This is a genomic window from Actinomadura sp. GTD37, from assembly GCF_041951365.1.
Taxonomy (GTDB): domain Bacteria; phylum Actinomycetota; class Actinomycetes; order Streptosporangiales; family Streptosporangiaceae; genus Spirillospora.
This window is the reverse complement of record NZ_JBGNUS010000011.1, coordinates 128153-145246: the sequence shown is the minus strand read 5'-3', so window position 1 is coordinate 145246 and position 17094 is coordinate 128153. Positions and strand designations below refer to the sequence as shown.

Annotated in this window: 16 protein-coding genes; 6 read left to right on the top strand and 10 right to left on the bottom strand. The window is 74.1% G+C overall.

All coding sequences use genetic code 11. The features are described from left to right. Positions 1-46 precede the first annotated feature (46 nt). The 3 genes from ACA511_RS36620 to ACA511_RS36610 all read left to right on the top strand — a co-directional run bounded on the left by ACA511_RS36620 (position 47) and on the right by ACA511_RS36610 (position 2471). Positions 47-238, top strand: a complete 192-nt coding sequence (locus tag ACA511_RS36620; RefSeq protein WP_375029308.1) for a ferredoxin — start codon at positions 47-49, stop codon at positions 236-238. Positions 239-299: 61 nt separating this feature from the next. Further along, positions 300-2153 (top strand): endonuclease/exonuclease/phosphatase, encoded by a 1854-nt coding sequence (locus tag ACA511_RS36615; RefSeq protein ID WP_375029307.1) that lies wholly within the window; start codon positions 300-302, stop codon positions 2151-2153. A 132-nt stretch (positions 2154-2285) separates the two neighbouring features. After that, positions 2286-2471, top strand: coding sequence for a hypothetical protein (locus ACA511_RS36610; RefSeq protein WP_375029306.1), 186 nt, complete (start codon positions 2286-2288; stop codon positions 2469-2471). Between the two features lie 254 nt (positions 2472-2725). Here ACA511_RS36610 and ACA511_RS36605 read toward each other — a convergent pair whose 3' ends face one another. Together ACA511_RS36605 and ACA511_RS36600 are read right to left on the bottom strand one after the other, a co-directional pair. Continuing rightward, on the bottom strand, positions 2726-5281 hold the full coding sequence (locus ACA511_RS36605) for a hypothetical protein (protein WP_375029305.1): 2556 nt from the start codon (positions 5279-5281) through the stop codon (positions 2726-2728). Positions 5282-5392: 111 nt separating this feature from the next. Continuing rightward, entirely contained in the window at positions 5393-5959 is a 567-nt protein-coding gene (locus tag ACA511_RS36600; RefSeq protein WP_375029304.1) for a DUF1707 domain-containing protein, read from the bottom strand. A 206-nt stretch (positions 5960-6165) separates the two neighbouring features. Here ACA511_RS36600 and ACA511_RS36595 point away from each other — a divergent pair, with 206 nt between their 5' ends. From ACA511_RS36595 to ACA511_RS36585, 3 genes are read left to right on the top strand one after another with little or no spacing between them, the layout of a single operon-like run. Beyond that, positions 6166-6750, top strand: coding sequence for a Uma2 family endonuclease (locus ACA511_RS36595; RefSeq protein WP_375029303.1), 585 nt, complete (start codon positions 6166-6168; stop codon positions 6748-6750). Between the two features lie 58 nt (positions 6751-6808). Then, the gene (locus tag ACA511_RS36590; RefSeq protein WP_375029392.1) at positions 6809-7726 is read left to right on the top strand and encodes an NADP-dependent oxidoreductase; all 918 of its coding nucleotides are present in this window, start codon (positions 6809-6811) and stop codon (positions 7724-7726) included. Positions 7727-7735: 9 nt separating this feature from the next. After that, entirely contained in the window at positions 7736-8428 is a 693-nt protein-coding gene (locus ACA511_RS36585) for a cupin domain-containing protein (protein WP_375029302.1), read from the top strand. Positions 8429-8781: 353 nt separating this feature from the next. Here the strand turns inward: ACA511_RS36585 and ACA511_RS36580 are convergent, their stop codons facing one another. The 8 genes from ACA511_RS36580 to ACA511_RS36545 all read right to left on the bottom strand — a co-directional run bounded on the left by ACA511_RS36580 (position 8782) and on the right by ACA511_RS36545 (position 17093). Beyond that, positions 8782-9786 carry a sugar phosphate isomerase/epimerase family protein gene (locus ACA511_RS36580; protein WP_375029301.1) on the bottom strand — a complete coding sequence of 335 codons (1005 nt, stop codon included), beginning with the start codon at positions 9784-9786 and terminating at the stop codon, positions 8782-8784. A gap of 1 nt (position 9787) precedes the next feature. Beyond that, positions 9788-10927, bottom strand: coding sequence for a Gfo/Idh/MocA family protein (locus ACA511_RS36575; RefSeq protein WP_375029300.1), 1140 nt, complete (start codon positions 10925-10927; stop codon positions 9788-9790). Positions 10928-11003: 76 nt separating this feature from the next. Then, positions 11004-12083, bottom strand: a complete 1080-nt coding sequence (locus tag ACA511_RS36570; protein ID WP_375029299.1) for an ABC transporter substrate-binding protein — start codon at positions 12081-12083, stop codon at positions 11004-11006. A gap of 86 nt (positions 12084-12169) precedes the next feature. Continuing rightward, positions 12170-13207 (bottom strand): ABC transporter permease, encoded by a 1038-nt coding sequence (locus ACA511_RS36565; protein WP_375029298.1) that lies wholly within the window; start codon positions 13205-13207, stop codon positions 12170-12172. Continuing rightward, positions 13204-14712 (bottom strand): sugar ABC transporter ATP-binding protein, encoded by a 1509-nt coding sequence (locus ACA511_RS36560; protein ID WP_375029297.1) that lies wholly within the window; start codon positions 14710-14712, stop codon positions 13204-13206. Before ACA511_RS36560 ends, ACA511_RS36565 begins: the two co-directional genes overlap by 4 nt. An 11-nt stretch (positions 14713-14723) precedes the next feature. After that, positions 14724-15911, bottom strand: a complete 1188-nt coding sequence (locus ACA511_RS36555; RefSeq protein ID WP_375029296.1) for an ROK family protein — start codon at positions 15909-15911, stop codon at positions 14724-14726. A 206-nt stretch (positions 15912-16117) separates the two neighbouring features. Continuing rightward, a complete protein-coding gene (locus ACA511_RS36550) occupies positions 16118-16723 on the bottom strand; it encodes an ATP/GTP-binding protein (RefSeq protein WP_375029295.1) in 606 nt (201 codons plus the stop codon). Continuing rightward, positions 16704-17093 (bottom strand): DUF742 domain-containing protein, encoded by a 390-nt coding sequence (locus ACA511_RS36545; RefSeq protein ID WP_375029294.1) that lies wholly within the window; start codon positions 17091-17093, stop codon positions 16704-16706. The genes ACA511_RS36550 and ACA511_RS36545 overlap by 20 nt, the downstream gene beginning before the upstream one ends. Position 17094 lies beyond the last annotated feature (1 nt).

The following is a 17094-nucleotide window of genomic DNA, read 5'->3' as shown; positions in this document are numbered from 1 at the left end:
TGTTCGGTAGGTTGGCGGCCACGGTGCATCCTTGAACGGAGAAGCGATGAGAGTACGAGTCGACCCGCTGGTGTGCGAGGCGAACGCCGTGTGCGTCGGGCTCGCACCCGAGGTCTTCGACCTCGATGACGACGACGAGCTCCGGATCCTCCAGCCGGACGTCCCCGCCGAGGAGCAGGACCGCGTCCGCCACGCGGTGCGGTCGTGCCCCAAGGCCGCGCTGTCGCTGGAGGAGTAGCCGGCCCCGGTCGCCCGCCGGTTGGCGCGGCCGGGGCCCCGCCGCCCGTATCATCCTTCGGGTGATCCACGGTTTGGGGACGGTCCTGGCCGCGGCGGCGCTCGCCGCGCCCCTCGCCGTCGCGCCTCCCGCCCATGCCGCGCCCCGGGCCGTCCGCATCCACGACGTCCAGGGCGCCGCGCACATCTCGCCGATGAACGGGGCCGAGGTCGCCCGGGTCCCGGGCGTCGTCACCGCGGCGGCCGTCAACGGCTTCTGGATGCAGGACCCCCGCCCCGACCACAACGCGGCGACGTCCGAGGGCGTCTTCGTCTTCACCCGGAACCGGCCGGGCACGGCCGCCGGCGACGCGGTCCGGGTGGCCGGCACCGTCCGCGAGTTCCGCCCGGACGGGCCGTCGTCCGGCGGGCTGACCCGCACGGAGATCGACGCCGCCGACGTGGCCGTCACCGCGCGCGGGACGGCCCTGCCGCCGCCGGTCGTCCTCGGCGGGCGGCACGGACTCAGGGCGCCCGCCGGCGTCGTCGACAGCGGGCACGGGAACGTCGAGCGCGGCGGCGCCTTCGACCCCCGCCGCGACGGCCTCGACTTCTACGAGGCCCTCGAAGGCATGCGGGTCGAGGTCCGCGACGCCGTCGCGGCCGGGCCGACCCGCTACGGCGAGCTGCCCGTGCTGCCCGCGAACGGCGCCGGCGCCGGGCCGCGCACCGGCCGCGGCGGCATCCTGCTCCGCGACGGCGACGCCAACCCCGAGCGCGTCGTCCTCGACGACGCGCTCGCCCCGCTGCCCGGCGCGGACGTCGGCGACAAGCTGCCCGGCGCGAACCGCGGCGTCCTCGACTACTCCTACGGCGACTACAAGCTGCTGCTCACCGCGTCCCCGCGGCGCGCCGCCGGCGGGCTGGCCCGGGAGTCGACCCGCCCGCAGCGGCCCGGCGAGATGGCCGTCGCCACCGCCGGGCTGGACGGGCTGAACCCCGACGCGCCGCCCGCCCGCTTCACCGCGCTCGCCGACGACATCGTGCACGGCCTCAGCTCCCCCGACCTCATCGCGGTCACCGGCGTCGGCGACAACAGCGGCCCGGACGACGACGGCACCGTCGCCACCGACCAGACCGTCGCACAGCTGATCACCGCGGTCAGCGCCGCGGGCGGGCCCGCCTACGACTGGCGCTCGGTCGACCCGCGCGACAACGCCGACGGCGGCGGGGACGGCGCCAACGAGCGGTCCGGGTTCCTGTTCCGCACCGACCGGGGGCTCGCGTTCGTCGACCGCCCCACCGCGGGCGAGCCGATCCCGGAGGAGCCGCCCGAGGGGCCCGACCCCGCCGTCACCGCCGTGCGGGCCGTCCGGCGGGGCGGCACCGCCGGGCTGTCGCTGAGCCCCGGCCGGATCGCGCCCCGGGGCGCCGCCTGGGCGGGCGCCCGCAAGCCGCTCGCCGGGGAGCTGACCTGGCGGGGCCGCCGCCTCATCGTCGTCGCGAACCAGTGGTACCCGCGCACCGGCGACGACCAGCCGCTGTTCGGCCGGTACCAGCCGCCGTCCCGGCCCACCGAGTGGCGCCGCGACGCGCAGGCCCGGGTGGTGGCGGGCTTCGTGAACTCGGTCCGGAAGGTGGACGCGAACGCCCGCGTGATCGTCGCGGGCGACCTCAACGGCGGCGGGACGTCCGTGCCCGTCCAGACCCTCGCCGCCGGAGCCGGGCTCACCGACCTGCCCGCGTCGCTGCCCCCGGCCGACCGCTACACCGCGGTGTCGGCGGGCAACGCCGAGGACCTCGACCACATCCTGCTCAGCCAGTCCCTCCGCAAGCGCAGGCACCAGTTCGACATCGTGCACCGCAACGCGGAGTTCGCCGCGCGCGCCGGCGAGCGCGACCCGACCGTCGTCCGCATCGACATGTCGGGGAAGTAGGCGGGCTCCCCGAATTTGGGCGCCACCGAAAAGATCGTCACGGCATGTCCCAGAACACCGCCGGTGTTTTCTCCCGATACGGCCGGGCAGCGACGGATCGTCACACCCCCCGACCCGGAGGAGACGCCTTCCATGGCGAGACGATATCGGCCGCACATCAGCCTGCTCGGCCTCATCTACATCATCATCGGCGTCTTCATCGCCTGGGACCGCGGCTACATCGACGAGAGCCTGGTCCAGCGCGTGGTCAGCGCGCTGCTGGCCGTCTTCCTGTGGGTCCTCGTCCTGCTCGGCGTCGACTTCCACATCGACTTCTGACCCCATGACCAGGCACGGGCCGTCCCACATCCCCGCCACGGGACGGCCCGTGTCTCCAACGACAGATGCACATCGCGCCCCGGTCATAGACCGCACAGTGCCGCAAACGTTACGTTCCGCTCATGACGAAAAAAGACTGTAGTTGCGGACACGGCGGCGGATGCTCCTGCCCGAAGGGCTGCTCCTGCGGCTGCAACGGCTGACCCGCCTCCCCGCCTCGGTCGCTCCCTCGCGAGTCGGCGGGCCCGGCCTCGCTACCTCGGGGCGGGGGCGCGCCAGAGTATCGGGGCCCCGTTCTCGGTCCCGGTCGCCAGGATGTCGGCGCCCAGGGCGGTCAGCGCGGTGAGCCGCTGCTCGCCGCGGCCGCTGAGACCGCCGACGTCGAGGCCGCGCCACGTGGTCCCGTCCGCGGACGTCAGGACGGCCGCGTCGTCGCCCGAGGCCGCCGTCACGACGAAGCCGTACGGGGTGGGCGCGACGGCCGCGGCGGTCAGACCGGGGCCCAGGTTGCGCTGCGTCCACGTCGCGCCCGCGTCGGTGGAGACGAGGGCGGTCGCGGTCGCGGAGAGGGCCACCAGCGTGCCGCCGCGGGCGGCGACCCGGGTGAGCGGTGCGGTGAAGCCGGACGGCAGCCGGGCCGCCGTCCACGTCGCGGCGTCGCGGGACGTCCAGACGGCGGGCGCCGCGCCGCGCGCGCCGACCGCCACGTACCCGCCGGCCGTCGCGGTCACGTCCGAGGGCGCGCCGTCGAGCGCGGCGTGCCGCCAGGTCCGCAGGTCGGCGGAGCGCCACGCCGCGCGCGGGCCGACGGCGGCGTAGCCGGACGGCCCCGCGGCGACGGCGACCGGCGGCGGTCCGGCCGGGAACGCGGTCTTCTGCCAGGCCAGGCCGTCCTGCGAGGTCATCGCCAGCGGTGCGGCCGGCGCGCCGCCCGCACCGGCCGCGCGGCCCACGGCCAGCCAGCCGCGGCTTCCGTGCGCGGCGTCCGACAGCCACCCGCGGGTGGCGCCGGGCAGCTGGGCCCGCGTCCACTGCAGGCCGTCGGGGGCCGTCCAGATCGCGGCGCCGCCGTTCGTGCCGCCCACCGCGACCGACAGGCCGGGGGCGGTGGCCAGGGACCTGACCGAGCGTTCCGCGTTGACGGCGCCCGGCACGGCGCGCAGGTCGACCCCGTGCAGGTAGGCGTCGTCGCCCCGCTGGCCGGAGAGGGAGAGCCGGCCGGCGCCGGCGACCGTCAGGCCGCTGCCCCGCACGCCCGCCGGGACGCTCCCGCCGGGCTGCCAGGTGCGGCCGTCGGCGCTCCGCAAAACAGTGCGGGCGCCCTTCGCGCCCGCCACGACGACGGCGAGGCCGGACGCGGTCCCGTCGAAGAGCTCGACGCCGGACCCGGCGAACCGGCTCGCCGCCCGCCACGTCCGGCCGTCCGGCGAGGTGAACAGCACGCCGAACCGCTTGGTCCGGCGGTGCTTCTTCGGCCCGGTCGTCTGCCTGCCCTCGCGGACGGTCGCGAAGCCGGTGGGACCGACCGCCAGGCCCTTCATGGGCCCGTAGGAGCCCTGCGCCTGGGGCACCTTCACGCCGGTCCACGTCCGACCGCCGTCGGGGGACAGCCAGAGGCCCTCGCTGCGCACCGTCCGCGTGACCTTCTTGCGGCCCTTCTTCGCCGTGACCTTCCTGGAGTACGTGCCGTGGGCGACGAGACCGCTCCCGGACGCCGCCACACGGTCGAGGCCGGTGATCCCCGCGATGCCGTCGATGCGCTGCCACACCCGGCCGTCCGCCGAGCTCCAGGCGACCGCGCGGCCCTTCGAGGCGCCCACGGCGACGAAGCCCCGGCCGGTGGGGGCCAGGTCGCTCACCCGGTCGGCCGGCGTGAAGGCGGCGCCGAGGGGACGGCGCGTCCAGGTCCTGGCGTTCTCGCTCGTCCACGCCACCGTCCCGCCTCCGGGCGCCCGGCCGAGGGCGACCCACTGCCCGGGCCGGCCGGAGACGAGCCGCGGCGTCTCGCCCAGCGGGGCCGAGCCGTCTTCGGCGCGGACCTCCGCGGTCTTCCAGGTGCTCCCCGCGTCGGTGGAGACGAGGAAGCGGGCCCGCTCCCGGCCGGGCGCGCCGTCGCCCTCGGCGCCCGCCGCGACGACCGTCGCGCCGGCGGAGCCGATCGCGGTGAGGTTCTGGACGAGGCCGTCGGACGCGGCGGCCGGGTCGAGGGCGAACAGCTCGCCCGCCGCGATCGGGCCGCGCACGCCCGGCTCGTCCGGCGCGTCCGCGCGCTGCGCCACGGCGAAGACCGTCCCGGCGGCGACCAGGACCAGCCCGGCCCCGACCGCCGCACGCGCGCGGAGCCGCCGGGCGAGCGGCGGCCTGCCGGACGCCTCCGGCGCCGGCTTCGGGGGCCCGGCGACGAGCACGTCGCCCGGTTCGGCCTTCGCCTTCGCCTGCTTCGGTCCGGCGGCCTTCGGCTTCGGTCCGGCGGCCTTCGGCTTGGTGCGTGCGGCCTTCGCGGCCTTCGGGGCCCTCGGCTCGGCGGGCGCGGGCGCGGGCTCCGGCTCGGCGGACGGGCCCCCCGCGCGGATCGCGTTGCGGCTGGCCGGGCGCGTCGCGCGCTCGCGGGGCGGGGCGCCGTGCCCCCAGCTCAGCCCGGCCGCGCGCCACGCCTCGTAGGCGCGCTGCCAGGGCGACAGGGCGGCGCGCAGGTCGGCGATATCGCCCGCGACGCCGAACGTCAGCCGCCGCCGGACCTGGCGGGAGCCCGCCGGCTCGTCCTCGGCCGTCCGCGGGGCCTCGTCCTGCTCCGGGGTCCTCGCCGTCACACGCGCTCCTTCACGGTCCTGTCGGACCACCATCAAATCGCGCCATGGGACGTCCTGTACCGACATCCGCATGAACGGCGGCCAATGGGGCCGCTGGAGCGTTCTATCACTTCAGGGGCGACGTATCAGACCTTTCACCCGGATACCCCCCTTGTACGCATAACCCCGGACATGGACGACCGGCGCCCCGGCGGGCGGGTCGCCGTGCACCTCCGCGGACACGCCCACACCGTCCGCTTCGACGCGTACGCCGGGCGGCACGATGATCTCCACCGCGGACTTGTAGGCGAGCACCCGGAGGGTCGCGACCGGGCCATCCAGCTCGGCGGAGCGGAGGTCGAGCGTGCCCGACCCCTTGTAGACGACGGCCGTGAAACGCTCGGGCAGCCGCCACCGCCCGGCGCGCGTCACCGAGCTCTTGTAGGCGACCTGGAACCGGCCCACCGGCCCGCCCCGGGGAGCCGGAGCCGCCGGGACGGCCCGGCCGGACGGCAGGTCGGCGGCGACGGCGCCGAGTTCGCCATGGGTGCGCGCGGCGAGGACGAGGTCGATGCGCTCGTCCAGCTCGGGTTCGTCCAGCCGCCCCTCGGCGAAGGCGGTGTGCAGCCGGACGAGCATCTCGTCGCGGTCGCGGTCCGAGGCGCGCCATGCGGGCGCGGGGTGCTGCTCGACGCTCATCGCATCTCTCCTTCGCGGCGGCCGGCCTCCCCAGCCTGAGCCCTCCGGTCACTGGAGGGTCAAGACGCGATACATCGTAACCTGCCGCCGTTCGGCTTTCGAGACATTCGGCCGCATCCCGACGCGCGATCATGCTTACCGCCCATCCGGACGTCCGTCCGCTAGGTTCGAAGCAGCCCGTAGATCGAGGTGAGGGGGGACGGTCCATGGGCGGGACGCTCGGCCGCGCGCATGGCCCGTACACGCTGTACGACCTGGACGCGCTTCCCGAGGAGGGCCGCCGCTACGAGCTCGCCGACGGCTGGCTGAACGAGCTGCCCGGCGACCTCTGGCACGACCACGCGGCCGAGCAGCTCAAGACGGTCCTGAAGGACGCCGCCCGCCAGGCCGACGCCGACGTCCACATCGCCGGCGCGCCGCAGGACGTGACCACCCCGGCCGGCATCCGCAAGCCCGACGTCTTCGCCGTGGCCCGCGACGTGGCCCGCGCGGCGCTGGAGCGCCAGACCCGCACCTACTACGGCCCCGACCTGATCCTGGTCGCCGAGGTCGTCACGCCGCGCACGGTCAACGAGCAGATCGACCGCGTCCGCAAGGTCGACGAGTACGCCGCGACCGGCATCCCGCACTACTGGCTCATCGACCTGGAACCCCGGCCCACGATCACCCTGCTGGAGCTCGGCGGCGACCACTACGAGGTCGCGGGCCGGGCCCGCTCCGGCGAGACGCTCACCGTCGACCGCCCCTACCCCATCGCCTTCGACCCGGCCCGCCTCTCCGAAATGGATTGACCGTCCGGCCGGTTGCCCATGGCGGACGCCGAAAAGGAGGAACGCGGTGGCGGAGAAGATGCGGGCCGTCCGGCAGGACGTGCTCGGCGGGCCGGACGTGCTCGAGATCGTCGAGGTCGACCGGCCGGAGCCGGGCCCCACGGAGGTGCTCGTGCGGGTGCGAGCGGCCGGGCTGAACCCGACCGACTGGAAGCACCGGGCCGGCGGCGGGCTCCTGGGCGAACCGCCGTTCGTCCTGGGCTGGGACGTGTCCGGCGTGGTGGAGCGCACCGGCGCCGGGGTGACGATCCACAAGCCCGGCGACGAGGTGTTCGGGATGCTGCGCTACCCGTTCGAGGGAGGCTCGCACGCCGAGTACGTGACGGCGCCGTCCCGGACGTTCGCGGCGAAGCCGTCCGCCGTCGACCACGTCCAGGCGGGGGCGCTGCCGCTGGCCGCGCTGACCGCGTGGCAGGCGCTCGTCGACACGGCGGAGGTGCGCGAGGGGCAGCGCGTGCTCGTCCACGCGGCCGCGGGCGGCGTGGGGCATCTGGCCGTGCAGATCGCCAAGGCGCGCGGCGCGTACGTGCTCGGGACGGCCAGCGCGCCCAAGCACGGGTTCCTGCGCCGCCTCGGCGTGGACGAGCCCATCGACTACCGCGCCGTCGACTTCACCGAAGTGGCCGAGAACGTCGACGTCGTACTCGACACCATCGGCGGCGACTACGGGCCGCGCTCGCTGCGCGTCCTGCGGCCCGGCGGCGTGCTGGTGTCGCTGGTGCTGAGCAGGCTCGCCGACATAGCCGCGGACGGGGTGCGCGCGGAGACCCTGCTCGTCGAGCCGGACCACCACGCGCTGACGCAGATCGCCGCACTCGCCGAGGCCGGGACACTGCGCGCCGAGATCGACTCCGTGTTCCCCTTGGAGGACGCCGCGAAGGCCCATGAGCGCGGCGACACCGGACGGGTCACAGGGAAGATCGTCCTGACCGTCTAGGCTCGGTGCGTGCTGCTGCTCACGACGCTCGACGCCTGGAAGGCCGGGCCCGGCCCGCGCTTCGTCCTGCCCGAGACCGGCGCCGCCTGGGCGCCCGAGGAGGCGGCGCTCGCCGTCGCGGACGACGTGTTCGAGGACGGGCAGGTCGTCGCGGTCACGCTGGACCCCTCGCCCGGCGCGGCGCCGGCCCGCGGGGTGATCGACAAGACGGCGGCGTCCCGCGTCCGCTACCTGCGGCGCGGCCCGGACGGCCGGCACGCCGCGCTCCTCGACCGGCCCGCGACCGCGGCGGCCCTCGGCCTGCTCCCGCACCCCGAGGGCGGCTGGTACCGGGAGACGTGGCGGTCGGACATGGCGTTCACGCCGGACGGCTATCCGGGCGAGCGGGCGAGCGCGACCGGCATCTACTTCCTGCTGCCGCCGGGCGAAGAGTCGATGTGGCACGCCGTCCGGTCCGCCGAGGTGTGGCTGTGGCACAAGGGCGGGCCACTGGCACTGCTGCTCGACGGCGACGGCGAACGTCCGTCCGGGAACCCGGAGACGGTCATGCTCGGCGACGACCTGGCGGACGGGCAGGTCCCCCAGGCCGTCGTGCCTCCTGGCGTCTGGCAGGCGGCACGTCCGGCCGGGAACGAAGAGGTCCTGGTCAGCTGCGTGGTCTCCCCCGGCTTCGACTTCACCGACTTCCGCGCCCTCCCCTAGCGTCTGCGGCGCGGCCGAACACTCTGCCCAGTAGGCCCCGTTCCGCGTCTGGGACGCGGCCAAGGAGCCGTGGATCGGCATCCGGCGACTCGGTGACCGCCTCCCCCGCGCCTTCGGATCACGCAACAAGCCGGGCCTCATCCGACCACCACGCCAACGCACACGAGACCCCACCACTACGACACGCCAACCGCCCCGGCCCCCCTTCGTTGACCTGCGGCGTGTTGTTGTTATAGGTGCCCTCAAAACAACAACACGCCGCAGATCAACAGATCGTCGGTGGCGTCTAGGTGGGTTAGGGAACGGTGCGCCGCCCGTGTGCGTGGCCTCACGGCGGGCGGCGCACCGCTGGCTCAGTCGGACGAGAAGGCGGCGTCGAAGGCGCCCTCGGGCGGTGTCATGGCGTTGAGGGCGCGGACGAACTCCAGGGCCTCGGGGGCGCCTTGCAGGCGGTCCATGCCCGCGTCCTCCCATTCGACGGAGATGGGGCCGTCGTAGCCGATCGAGTTCAGGGAGCGGAAGACGTCCTCCCAGGGGACGTCGCCGCGGCCGGTGGAGATGAAGTCCCAGCCGCGCCGCATGTCGGCCCACGGCAGGTGGGACGAGAGGCGCCCGCGGCGGCCGTCGCCCGTCCGGACCTTGGTGTCCTTGCAGTCGACGTGGTAGATCCGGTCGCGGAAGTCGAACAGGAAGCCGACCGGGTCGAGGTCCTGCCAGACGAAGTGGGACGGGTCGAAGTTCAGCCCGAACGCGGGACGGTGGCCGATCGCCTCCAGGGTCCGGACGGTCGTCCAGTAGTCGTAGGCGATCTCGCTCGGGTGGACCTCGTGCGCGAAGCGGACGCCGACCTCGTCGAACACGTCCAGGATCGGGTTCCAGCGCTCGGCGAAGTCGGCGTAGCCGCGCTCGACCATCGCCTCGGGGGTGGGCGGGAACATCGCGACCGTGTGCCAGATCGAGGAGCCGGTGAAGCCGACGACCGTGTCGACGCCCAATGCGGCGGCGGCGCGGGCGGTGTCCTCGATCTCGGCGGCGGCGCGCCGCCGGACGCCCTCGGCCTCCCCGTCGCCCCAGATCCGCTCGGGCAGGATCGCCTGGTGCCGCTCGTCCGGGATGTCGCAGACGGCCTGGCCGACGAGGTGGTTGGAGATCGCCCAGACCTTCAGGCCGTGCTCGGCGAGGATCTCCAGCCTGCGCGGGACGTAGGAGTCGTCGGCGAGGGCCTTGTCGACCTCGAAGTGGTCGCCCCAGCAGGCGATCTCCAGGCCCTCGTAGCCCCAGCCGGACGAGAGCCGGCAGACCTCCTCGAACGGCAGGTCCGCCCACTGGCCGGTGAACAGGGTGATCGGTCGTGCCATGTCAGTTGCCTCCCTCGACGTCGACCCAGCCGCGGGACGCCGCGCTGTCCGCGACCGCGGCGAGGACGCGCTGCACTTGCAGGCCGTCGTCGAACGACGGGCGCGGGTCGGCGCCGTCCGCGATGGCGGTGAGCAGATCGGCCATCTGGTGGGTGAAGGTGTGCTCGTATCCGAGGATGTGGCCGGGCGGCCACCAGTGCCCCGCGTACGGGTGGACGGGCTCGGTCACGACGATCCGGCGGAACCCGGCGGTCGCCGCGTCCTCGGTCCCGTCGTAGAACCACAGCTCGTTCAGCGACTCCAGGTCGAACGACAGGGCGCCGGACGAGCCGCTGACCTCGATGCGCAGCGAGTTCTTGCGGCCGGTGGCGAACCGCGTGGCCTCGAACGTGGCGAGCGCGCCGGCGTCGGTGCGCCCGATGAACAGGGCCGCGTCGTCCACGGTGACCTGGGCGGTGCCGCCGCCCGGCGCCGGGCGTTCCGGGACGAACGTGTCCAGCAGCGCCGACACCCCGACGAGCGACTGCCCGGTGATGAACTGCGCGGTGTCGATGATGTGCGCGCCGATGTCGCCGAGCGCCCCCGTCCCGGCCCGGTCCCGGTCCATCCGCCACGTGAACGGGGCCTCGGGGTCGGTGAGCCAGTCCTGGAGGTACTGCGCGCGGACGTGCCGGACGGTCCCGATGCGGCCCTCGTCCACCATCCGCCGGGCGAGGGTGACCGCCGGGACGCGCCGGTAGTTGAACCCGACCATCGACCGGACGCCGCGCTCGCGCGCCCGTCCGGCGGCGGCGGCCATCGCCTCCGCCTCCGCGACGGAGTTGGCGAGCGGCTTCTCGCACAGCACGTGCTTGCCCGCGTCCAGCGCGGCGACCGCGATCTCGGCGTGGCTGTCGCCCGGCGTGCAGATGTCGACGAGCTGGACGTCGTCGCGGCGGAGCAGCTCCTTCCAGTCGGTCTCCACCGACGCCCAGCCGAGCGACTCGGCGGCGGCGCGGGCGCGGCCCGCGGAGCGTCCGGCCAGGGCGGTCATGACGGGCGTCAGCGGCGGCCCGAAGAACGGCCCCACGCTGCGCCACGCCTGGGAGTGGGCACGCCCCATGAACGCGTACCCGACCATCCCGACTCCGACGGTCGTCATGTTCAGCTCACCTCTCTGTCGCAGGCCGGCGCGCCCGTCTCCGGGAGGGGAACGGACGCGCCGGCGCCCCCGTCGCTCAGGACTCGAAGCCGAGCGGCATGTACGTGTCGACGTTGTCCTTGGTGACCGTCTCGGACGCCAGCGTGATCGACTGCGGCACCTGCAGCTCCACCAGGTCGGTCATGCCCTTGCCCTGCGCGATCAGCCGGCCGAGCTTGATCGCGGACGCGGCCATCGTCGGCGGGTAGGTGACGGTGGCCTCCAGCACGCCGCCGCCCGCCTTGATCTCCCGCATGGCGTTGGCGGATCCGGCGCCGCCGACCATGAAGAACTCCTTGCGGCCGGACTGCTTGATCGCGGCGAGCACGCCGACGCCCTGGTCGTCGTCGTGGTTCCACAGCGCGTCGATCTTCTTGTGCGCCTGCAGCAGGTTGGACGCGACCTGGTTGCCGGACTCGACGGTGAACTTGGCGTCCTGCTTCGCGGTGACGGAGAAGCCGTAGGACTTCAGCGCGTCCGCGAAGCCCTTGCTGCGGTCCTGCGTCAGCGGCAGCGTCGCGATGCCCTGGATCTCCAGGATCACCGGCTTCGAGACGCCCTTGTCCTTCAGCTTCTTGCCGATGTAGTGGCCGGCGGAGACGCCCATGCCGTAGTTGTCGCCGCCGACCCACGTCCGGTACGACAGCTTGTCGGGGAACACGCGGTCGAGGTTGACGACGGGGATGCCGGCGTCCATCGCCTTGCGGGCGACCTGGTTCAGCTGCTCTCCGTCGTTCGGCAGGATCACCAGGACGTCCACCTTCGCCCGGATCAGCGACTCGACGGCGGAGATCTGCTGGTTGATGTCGTTGGTCGGCTCGACCGGCTTGAACGTCACGTCCTTGTACTTCTTGGCCTGCGCCTCGGCGTTCTTGGCGATCGCCGCGATCCAGCCGTGGTCGGCGGCGGGCGCGGAGAACCCGACGGTGACCTGCTTGCCCGGCTTGTCGTTGTCGCCGGCGAGCGAACCCGCCTGCGCGGCCGGCGCGGGGTCGTCCTTCTCGCTGTTGCCCGTGCAGGCGGCGGCGAGGCCGCCCGCCGCGACGACGGCGCCGCCGAACAGGACGCCTCTGCGGGTGGGACGGGTGTTCGCCTGACGGGGGCTCTGATCACGCATGACGTGCTCCTGATGAAGGGATGGGCCGTCCCCGCCGCGCGCCTCCCCGGGGGACGCGCGGCGCTGGACGTGGGGGGGTGGGGTTGTCAGGTGGGCGAGCGGAGCCCGCGCCGCTGCAGCAGCACCGCGATCCCGATGATCGCGCCCTTGGCGATGAGCTGGTCGCTGGTCTGCAGGCCGTTCAGGATGAACAGGTTGGTGATGACGGTGAAGATCAGCACGCCGAGGATCGACCCGACGACGGTCCCGCGCCCGCCGGTGAGCAGCGTCCCGCCGATGATCACGGCGGCGATCGCGTCGAGCTCGTACAGGTCCCCGTGGGTGCTGGAACCGGTGGTGGTGCGGGCCATGATGATGAGCGCCGCGATGCCGCAGCAGAACCCGGACAGCGCGTACAGCAGCAGGGTGTGCCGGCGGACGTCGATGCCGGCGAGCCGCGCCGCCTCCGGGTTGCCGCCGACCGCGAACGTCCGGCGGCCGAACACGGTGCGGTTGAGCAGCAGCCACCCGGCGACCGCGACGGCCGCGAAGATGTAGACGACGAGCGGCAGCCCGAGCAGCTTCGTCGTGGACAGCGCCTCGATGGCGTCGTTCTCGGGGCGGACGAGCTGGGTCCTGCGGTCCGACATCCGCTGCGCGAGGCCCCGCGCGGCGACGAGCATCGCGAGGGTCGCGATGAACGGGACCATCCGGCCGTAGGAGATCAGCAGCCCGGTCACGACGCCCGAGCCCGTCCCGACGAGGATCGCGCACAGCGCCATCACCCCCGGGCCGTAGGACTGCGTCGCGACCGTGGTCGCCCACACCGAGGCGAGCGCCATCACCGACCCGACGGACAGGTCGATCCCGCCGCCGATGATCACGAAGGTCTGGCCGACCGTGATCACGCCGATGGTGGCGGCGAGCGCCAGGATGCCGACGACGTTCCCGGACGTCGCGAAGTTGTCCGGCTCCGTCACCAGGCCGACGACCGCGAGCAGCACCAGCGCGGCGACCAGCCCGAGGTGGTGGACCTCCCGGGTCCCCGCACCCCCGTTCCGCGCGAACGGCCGCCACGGCCCGCCGCCGCCCGGTCTCTTGGCCAGCGGGCCGAGCACCCCCGCAGAAGGACGCGTGTCGGTCACAGGGCACTCCCTTCCATGATCATGTTGAGCACGGCGGTCTCGTCGAGGGCGCGGGCGTCGCCGGTGTGCACGACGCGCCCCTCCCGGACGACGAGGACGCGGTCGGCGAGCCCGAGCACCTCGGGCACCTCGCTGGACACCAGCAGCACCCCGATCCCGCGTCCGGCCAGCTCGCGGATCACCGCGTACAGCTCGGCGCGGGCGCCGACGTCGACGCCGCGGGTCGGCTCGTCCAGGATCAGCAGCCGCAGCCCGGCCGAGTCGAGCAGCCACCGGGCGAGGACGACCTTCTGCTGGTTGCCGCCCGACAGCGTCACGACGGGACGCCGCGGATCGGGCGGCCGGATGTCGAGCGCCGCGATCTGGCGGCGCACGTCGGCCAGCTCGCGGCGGCGGTTGAGCCAGCCGAACGACGCGTACCGGGACAGCCCGGCGACGGTGACGTTCCCGGCGACGGTCTCGTTCAGCAGCAGCGCCTGGCTCTTGCGCTCCTCCGGCGCCATGCCCATGCCGCGCCGCACCGCCGCGCCCGTGTCGCCGGGCCGGACGGGGCGCCCGTCGACGAGCACCCGCCCCCGCGACGGCCGCCGGGCGCCGTAGACGCTCTCCAGGATCTCCGAGCGCCCGGACCCGACGAGCCCGGCCAGCCCGACGATCTCGCCGGCGCGGACGGTGAGCGACACGTCCTCGAACGCGCCGGGCAGCGTGAGCCCCTCGACGCGGAGCACCTCGGCGGCGTCGCCGCCGGGCTCCGGCCGCTCGGGGAAGACGTACTCCACGTCGCGCCCGGTCATCAGCGACACGATCCGGTCGGTCGAGGTGGTCTTCGCCGGGAGCCCGACCGCGACGGCCCGGCCGTCCTTGAGGACGGTCACCCGGTCGCCGATCTCGCGGATCTCCTCCAGCCGGTGCGAGATGTAGACGACCGCGACGCCGGCGGCGGTCAGCTCCCGGATGATGCGGAACAGGTTGCCGACCTCGTCGTGGGCGAGCGCGGCGGACGGCTCGTCCATCACGATCAGCCGGGCGTCGTGCGACAGGGCGCGGGCCATGCTGACGACCTGCTTGCCCGCCGCGGGCAGCCGCCCGACCTCGCGGCGCGGCGGGATCTCGCCGTGCCCGAGCCGCCCGAGCAGCTCGCGGGCCGCCCGCTCGGCGTCCCCGCGCCGGGTGAACCCGAACCGGGCCCGCTCGTGCCCGAGGAAGACGTTCTCGGCGACCGACAGGCCGTCGACGAGGTCGAGCTCCTGGTAGATGGTCGCGATCCCGGCGCGCATCGCGGCGGTCGGCCCGGCGAGCCGCACCGGCTCCCCGGCGAAGACGATCTCGCCCTCATCCGGCTGGTGCGCGCCGGCGAGCACCTTGATGAGCGTGGACTTGCCGGCGCCGTTCTGCCCGAGCAGGCAGTGCACCTCGCCGGGCCGGACGTCGAGGTCGACGCCGTCGAGGGCGCGGACGCCGGGAAACTGCTTGACGATGCCGCGCATCAGCAGCAGCGGTTCCATGGTGGGCCTCCTCAGGACGCGGAGAAGACGTGGTCGCTGATGAGCCGGGCGCCGCCGACCACGCCGGCGGCGCCGGCGAGTTCGGACAGCACGATCGGGAGGTTGCCGGTCGCGAGCGGCGCCGACCGGCGGTAGACGACGCTGCGGATCTCGGCGAGCAGCGTGTGCCCGAGCCCCGCGACGCCGCCCGCGATGATCACGAGGCCGGGGTTGAAGAAGCTGACGAGGCCGGCGAGCACCTGCCCGACGTGCCGGCCGCCCTCCCGGATGATCCGCACGGCGGCCGGGTCGCCCGCGGCCGCGGCCTCGCCGACGTGCTCGGCGGACAGCTCCCCGTGCGTCTCCAGCAGCGCCGCGAGCACGGGCGACTCGCCCGCCCGCGCCGCCGCCTCGGCGTCCCGCGCGAGCGCCGCCCCGCCGAAGAACGCCTCCAGGCAGCCGGCGTTCCCGCAGGCGCAGATCGGCCCGTCGTCGTCGACGCGGATGTGGCCGATGTCGCCCGCGCTGCCGGACACGCCCCGGTAGATCGCCCCGTCGACCACGATGCCGCAGCCGATGCCCGTGCCGATCTTCACCAGCAGGAAGTCGCGGACCGACCGGGCGAGCCCCGCGTGCAGCTCGCCGAGCGCCATCAGGTTCACGTCGTTGTCGACCAGCACCGGGCAGCCCAGCTCCTGGCCGATGGCGTCCCGCACCGGGAACCGGTCCCAGCCGGGCATGATCGGCGGGACGACCGGCATGCCGTCGCGGAAGCTGACCGGCCCCGGGACCCCGATCCCCGTGCCGTGCACCTGCGGGATGAGGCCCTCGTCGCGCAGCTTGCCGAGCAGGTCCAGCGCCCGCTCCAGGACCACGGTCGCGCCCTGCCGCACGTCGCACTGCTCGCTGACGTGGCCGAGCACCTCCAGCGCGCCGTCGGTCACCGCGACGTCGATGGAGGTGGCGCCGATGTCGAACGCGACGAAGCGCAGGCTCGGCGACAGCCGCACGATCCCGGACCGCCGCCCGCCGCGCGACGCCGCGAGCCCCGCGCCCTCGACGAGCCCGAGCTCCACCAGCCGGTCGAGCTCCACGGCCAGCTTCGAGCGCGACAGCCGGACGACGTCCCCGAGCTCGGCGCGCGACCGCGGCCCCTCGTCACGCAGCAGCCGCAGCAGTCGTGCCTGATGCACGTTCTGCGGGCGAGCCGACATGCGCATCACGCCGTCCTCTCGGGATCGGTCCGGCCGGCCGGAGCCGTGTGACTCCGGTCTCATGGCCGAGACCGTAACCCGCTTTCGCCGCCTTGAGAAGACCTTTTCCCTAGATCATTCAAACTTTCTCCACTTAGAGGACAAAGTCACGGATGCGCAACGGCCGGCGCCCGCCGCGCGGTTCGCGGGGCGGGCGCCGGCCTGCGGTGCCGCTAGTAGCTGACGGCCTGGCGGCCGCTCATGGTGCGCATGATGTGCTCGACCAGGGTGATGAGGACCCGCTTGGCGTCCTCGCGGTCGCGCACGTCGCAGGAGATGACGGGCACGTCCGCGGGGAGGTCGAGGGCGTTGCGGACCTGGTCGTGGGAGTGCTGGCCGGCGCCGTCGAACTGGTTGACGCCGATGATGAACGGGACGCCGCGCCGCTCGAAGTAGTCGACCGAGGCGAAGCAGTCGGCGAGGCGCCGGGTGTCGACCAGGACGACGGCGCCGAGGGCGCCCTTGGCCAGCTCGTCCCACATGAACCAGAAGCGGTCCTGGCCGGGGGTGCCGAAGACGAACAGGACGAGGCCGTTCGGCAGCGTGATGCGGCCGAAGTCCATCGCCACGGTCGTCGTCGTCTTGTTCATGACGGCGCTCGTGTCGTCGACCCCGATGCTCTTCTCGGTCAGCGCCTCCTCGGTGCGCAGCGGACGGATCTCGCTGACCGCGCTCACCAGGGTGGTCTTGCCGACGCCGAAACCGCCGGCCACGAGGATCTTCACCGTCAGCGCGGACTCGCCCTGGTGGGCGCCCGCGTCAGAGCGCACGGATTCCATCGATCACTTCCTTGAGTACGCGCTCGCTGGGGAACTGCGCCACCGGCGCGGGACGCCGGACCTGTATCAGCGAGTGGTCGAGCAGATCACCGAGCAGGACACGGACCACCCCGAGGGGGAGTTCCAGATCCGACGCTATCTCGGCGACCGACAACGGGGTGCGGCAAAGCTCCAGGATCATGTCATGTTCGGGCTCGGGGGCCCAGGGCGCGGCGGGAAGGGCGCCGTCCGCGGCCTCCGGCGGGTCCGCGACGGCGATCAGCGCGACGAGGTCGAACTCGTCGCCGTCGTAGTGCGTGCGGCCTCCGGTGAGCGCGTACGGGCGGACCACGGGCCCCGCCGCGTCGTCGTACCAGGCCGTGCCGCCCATC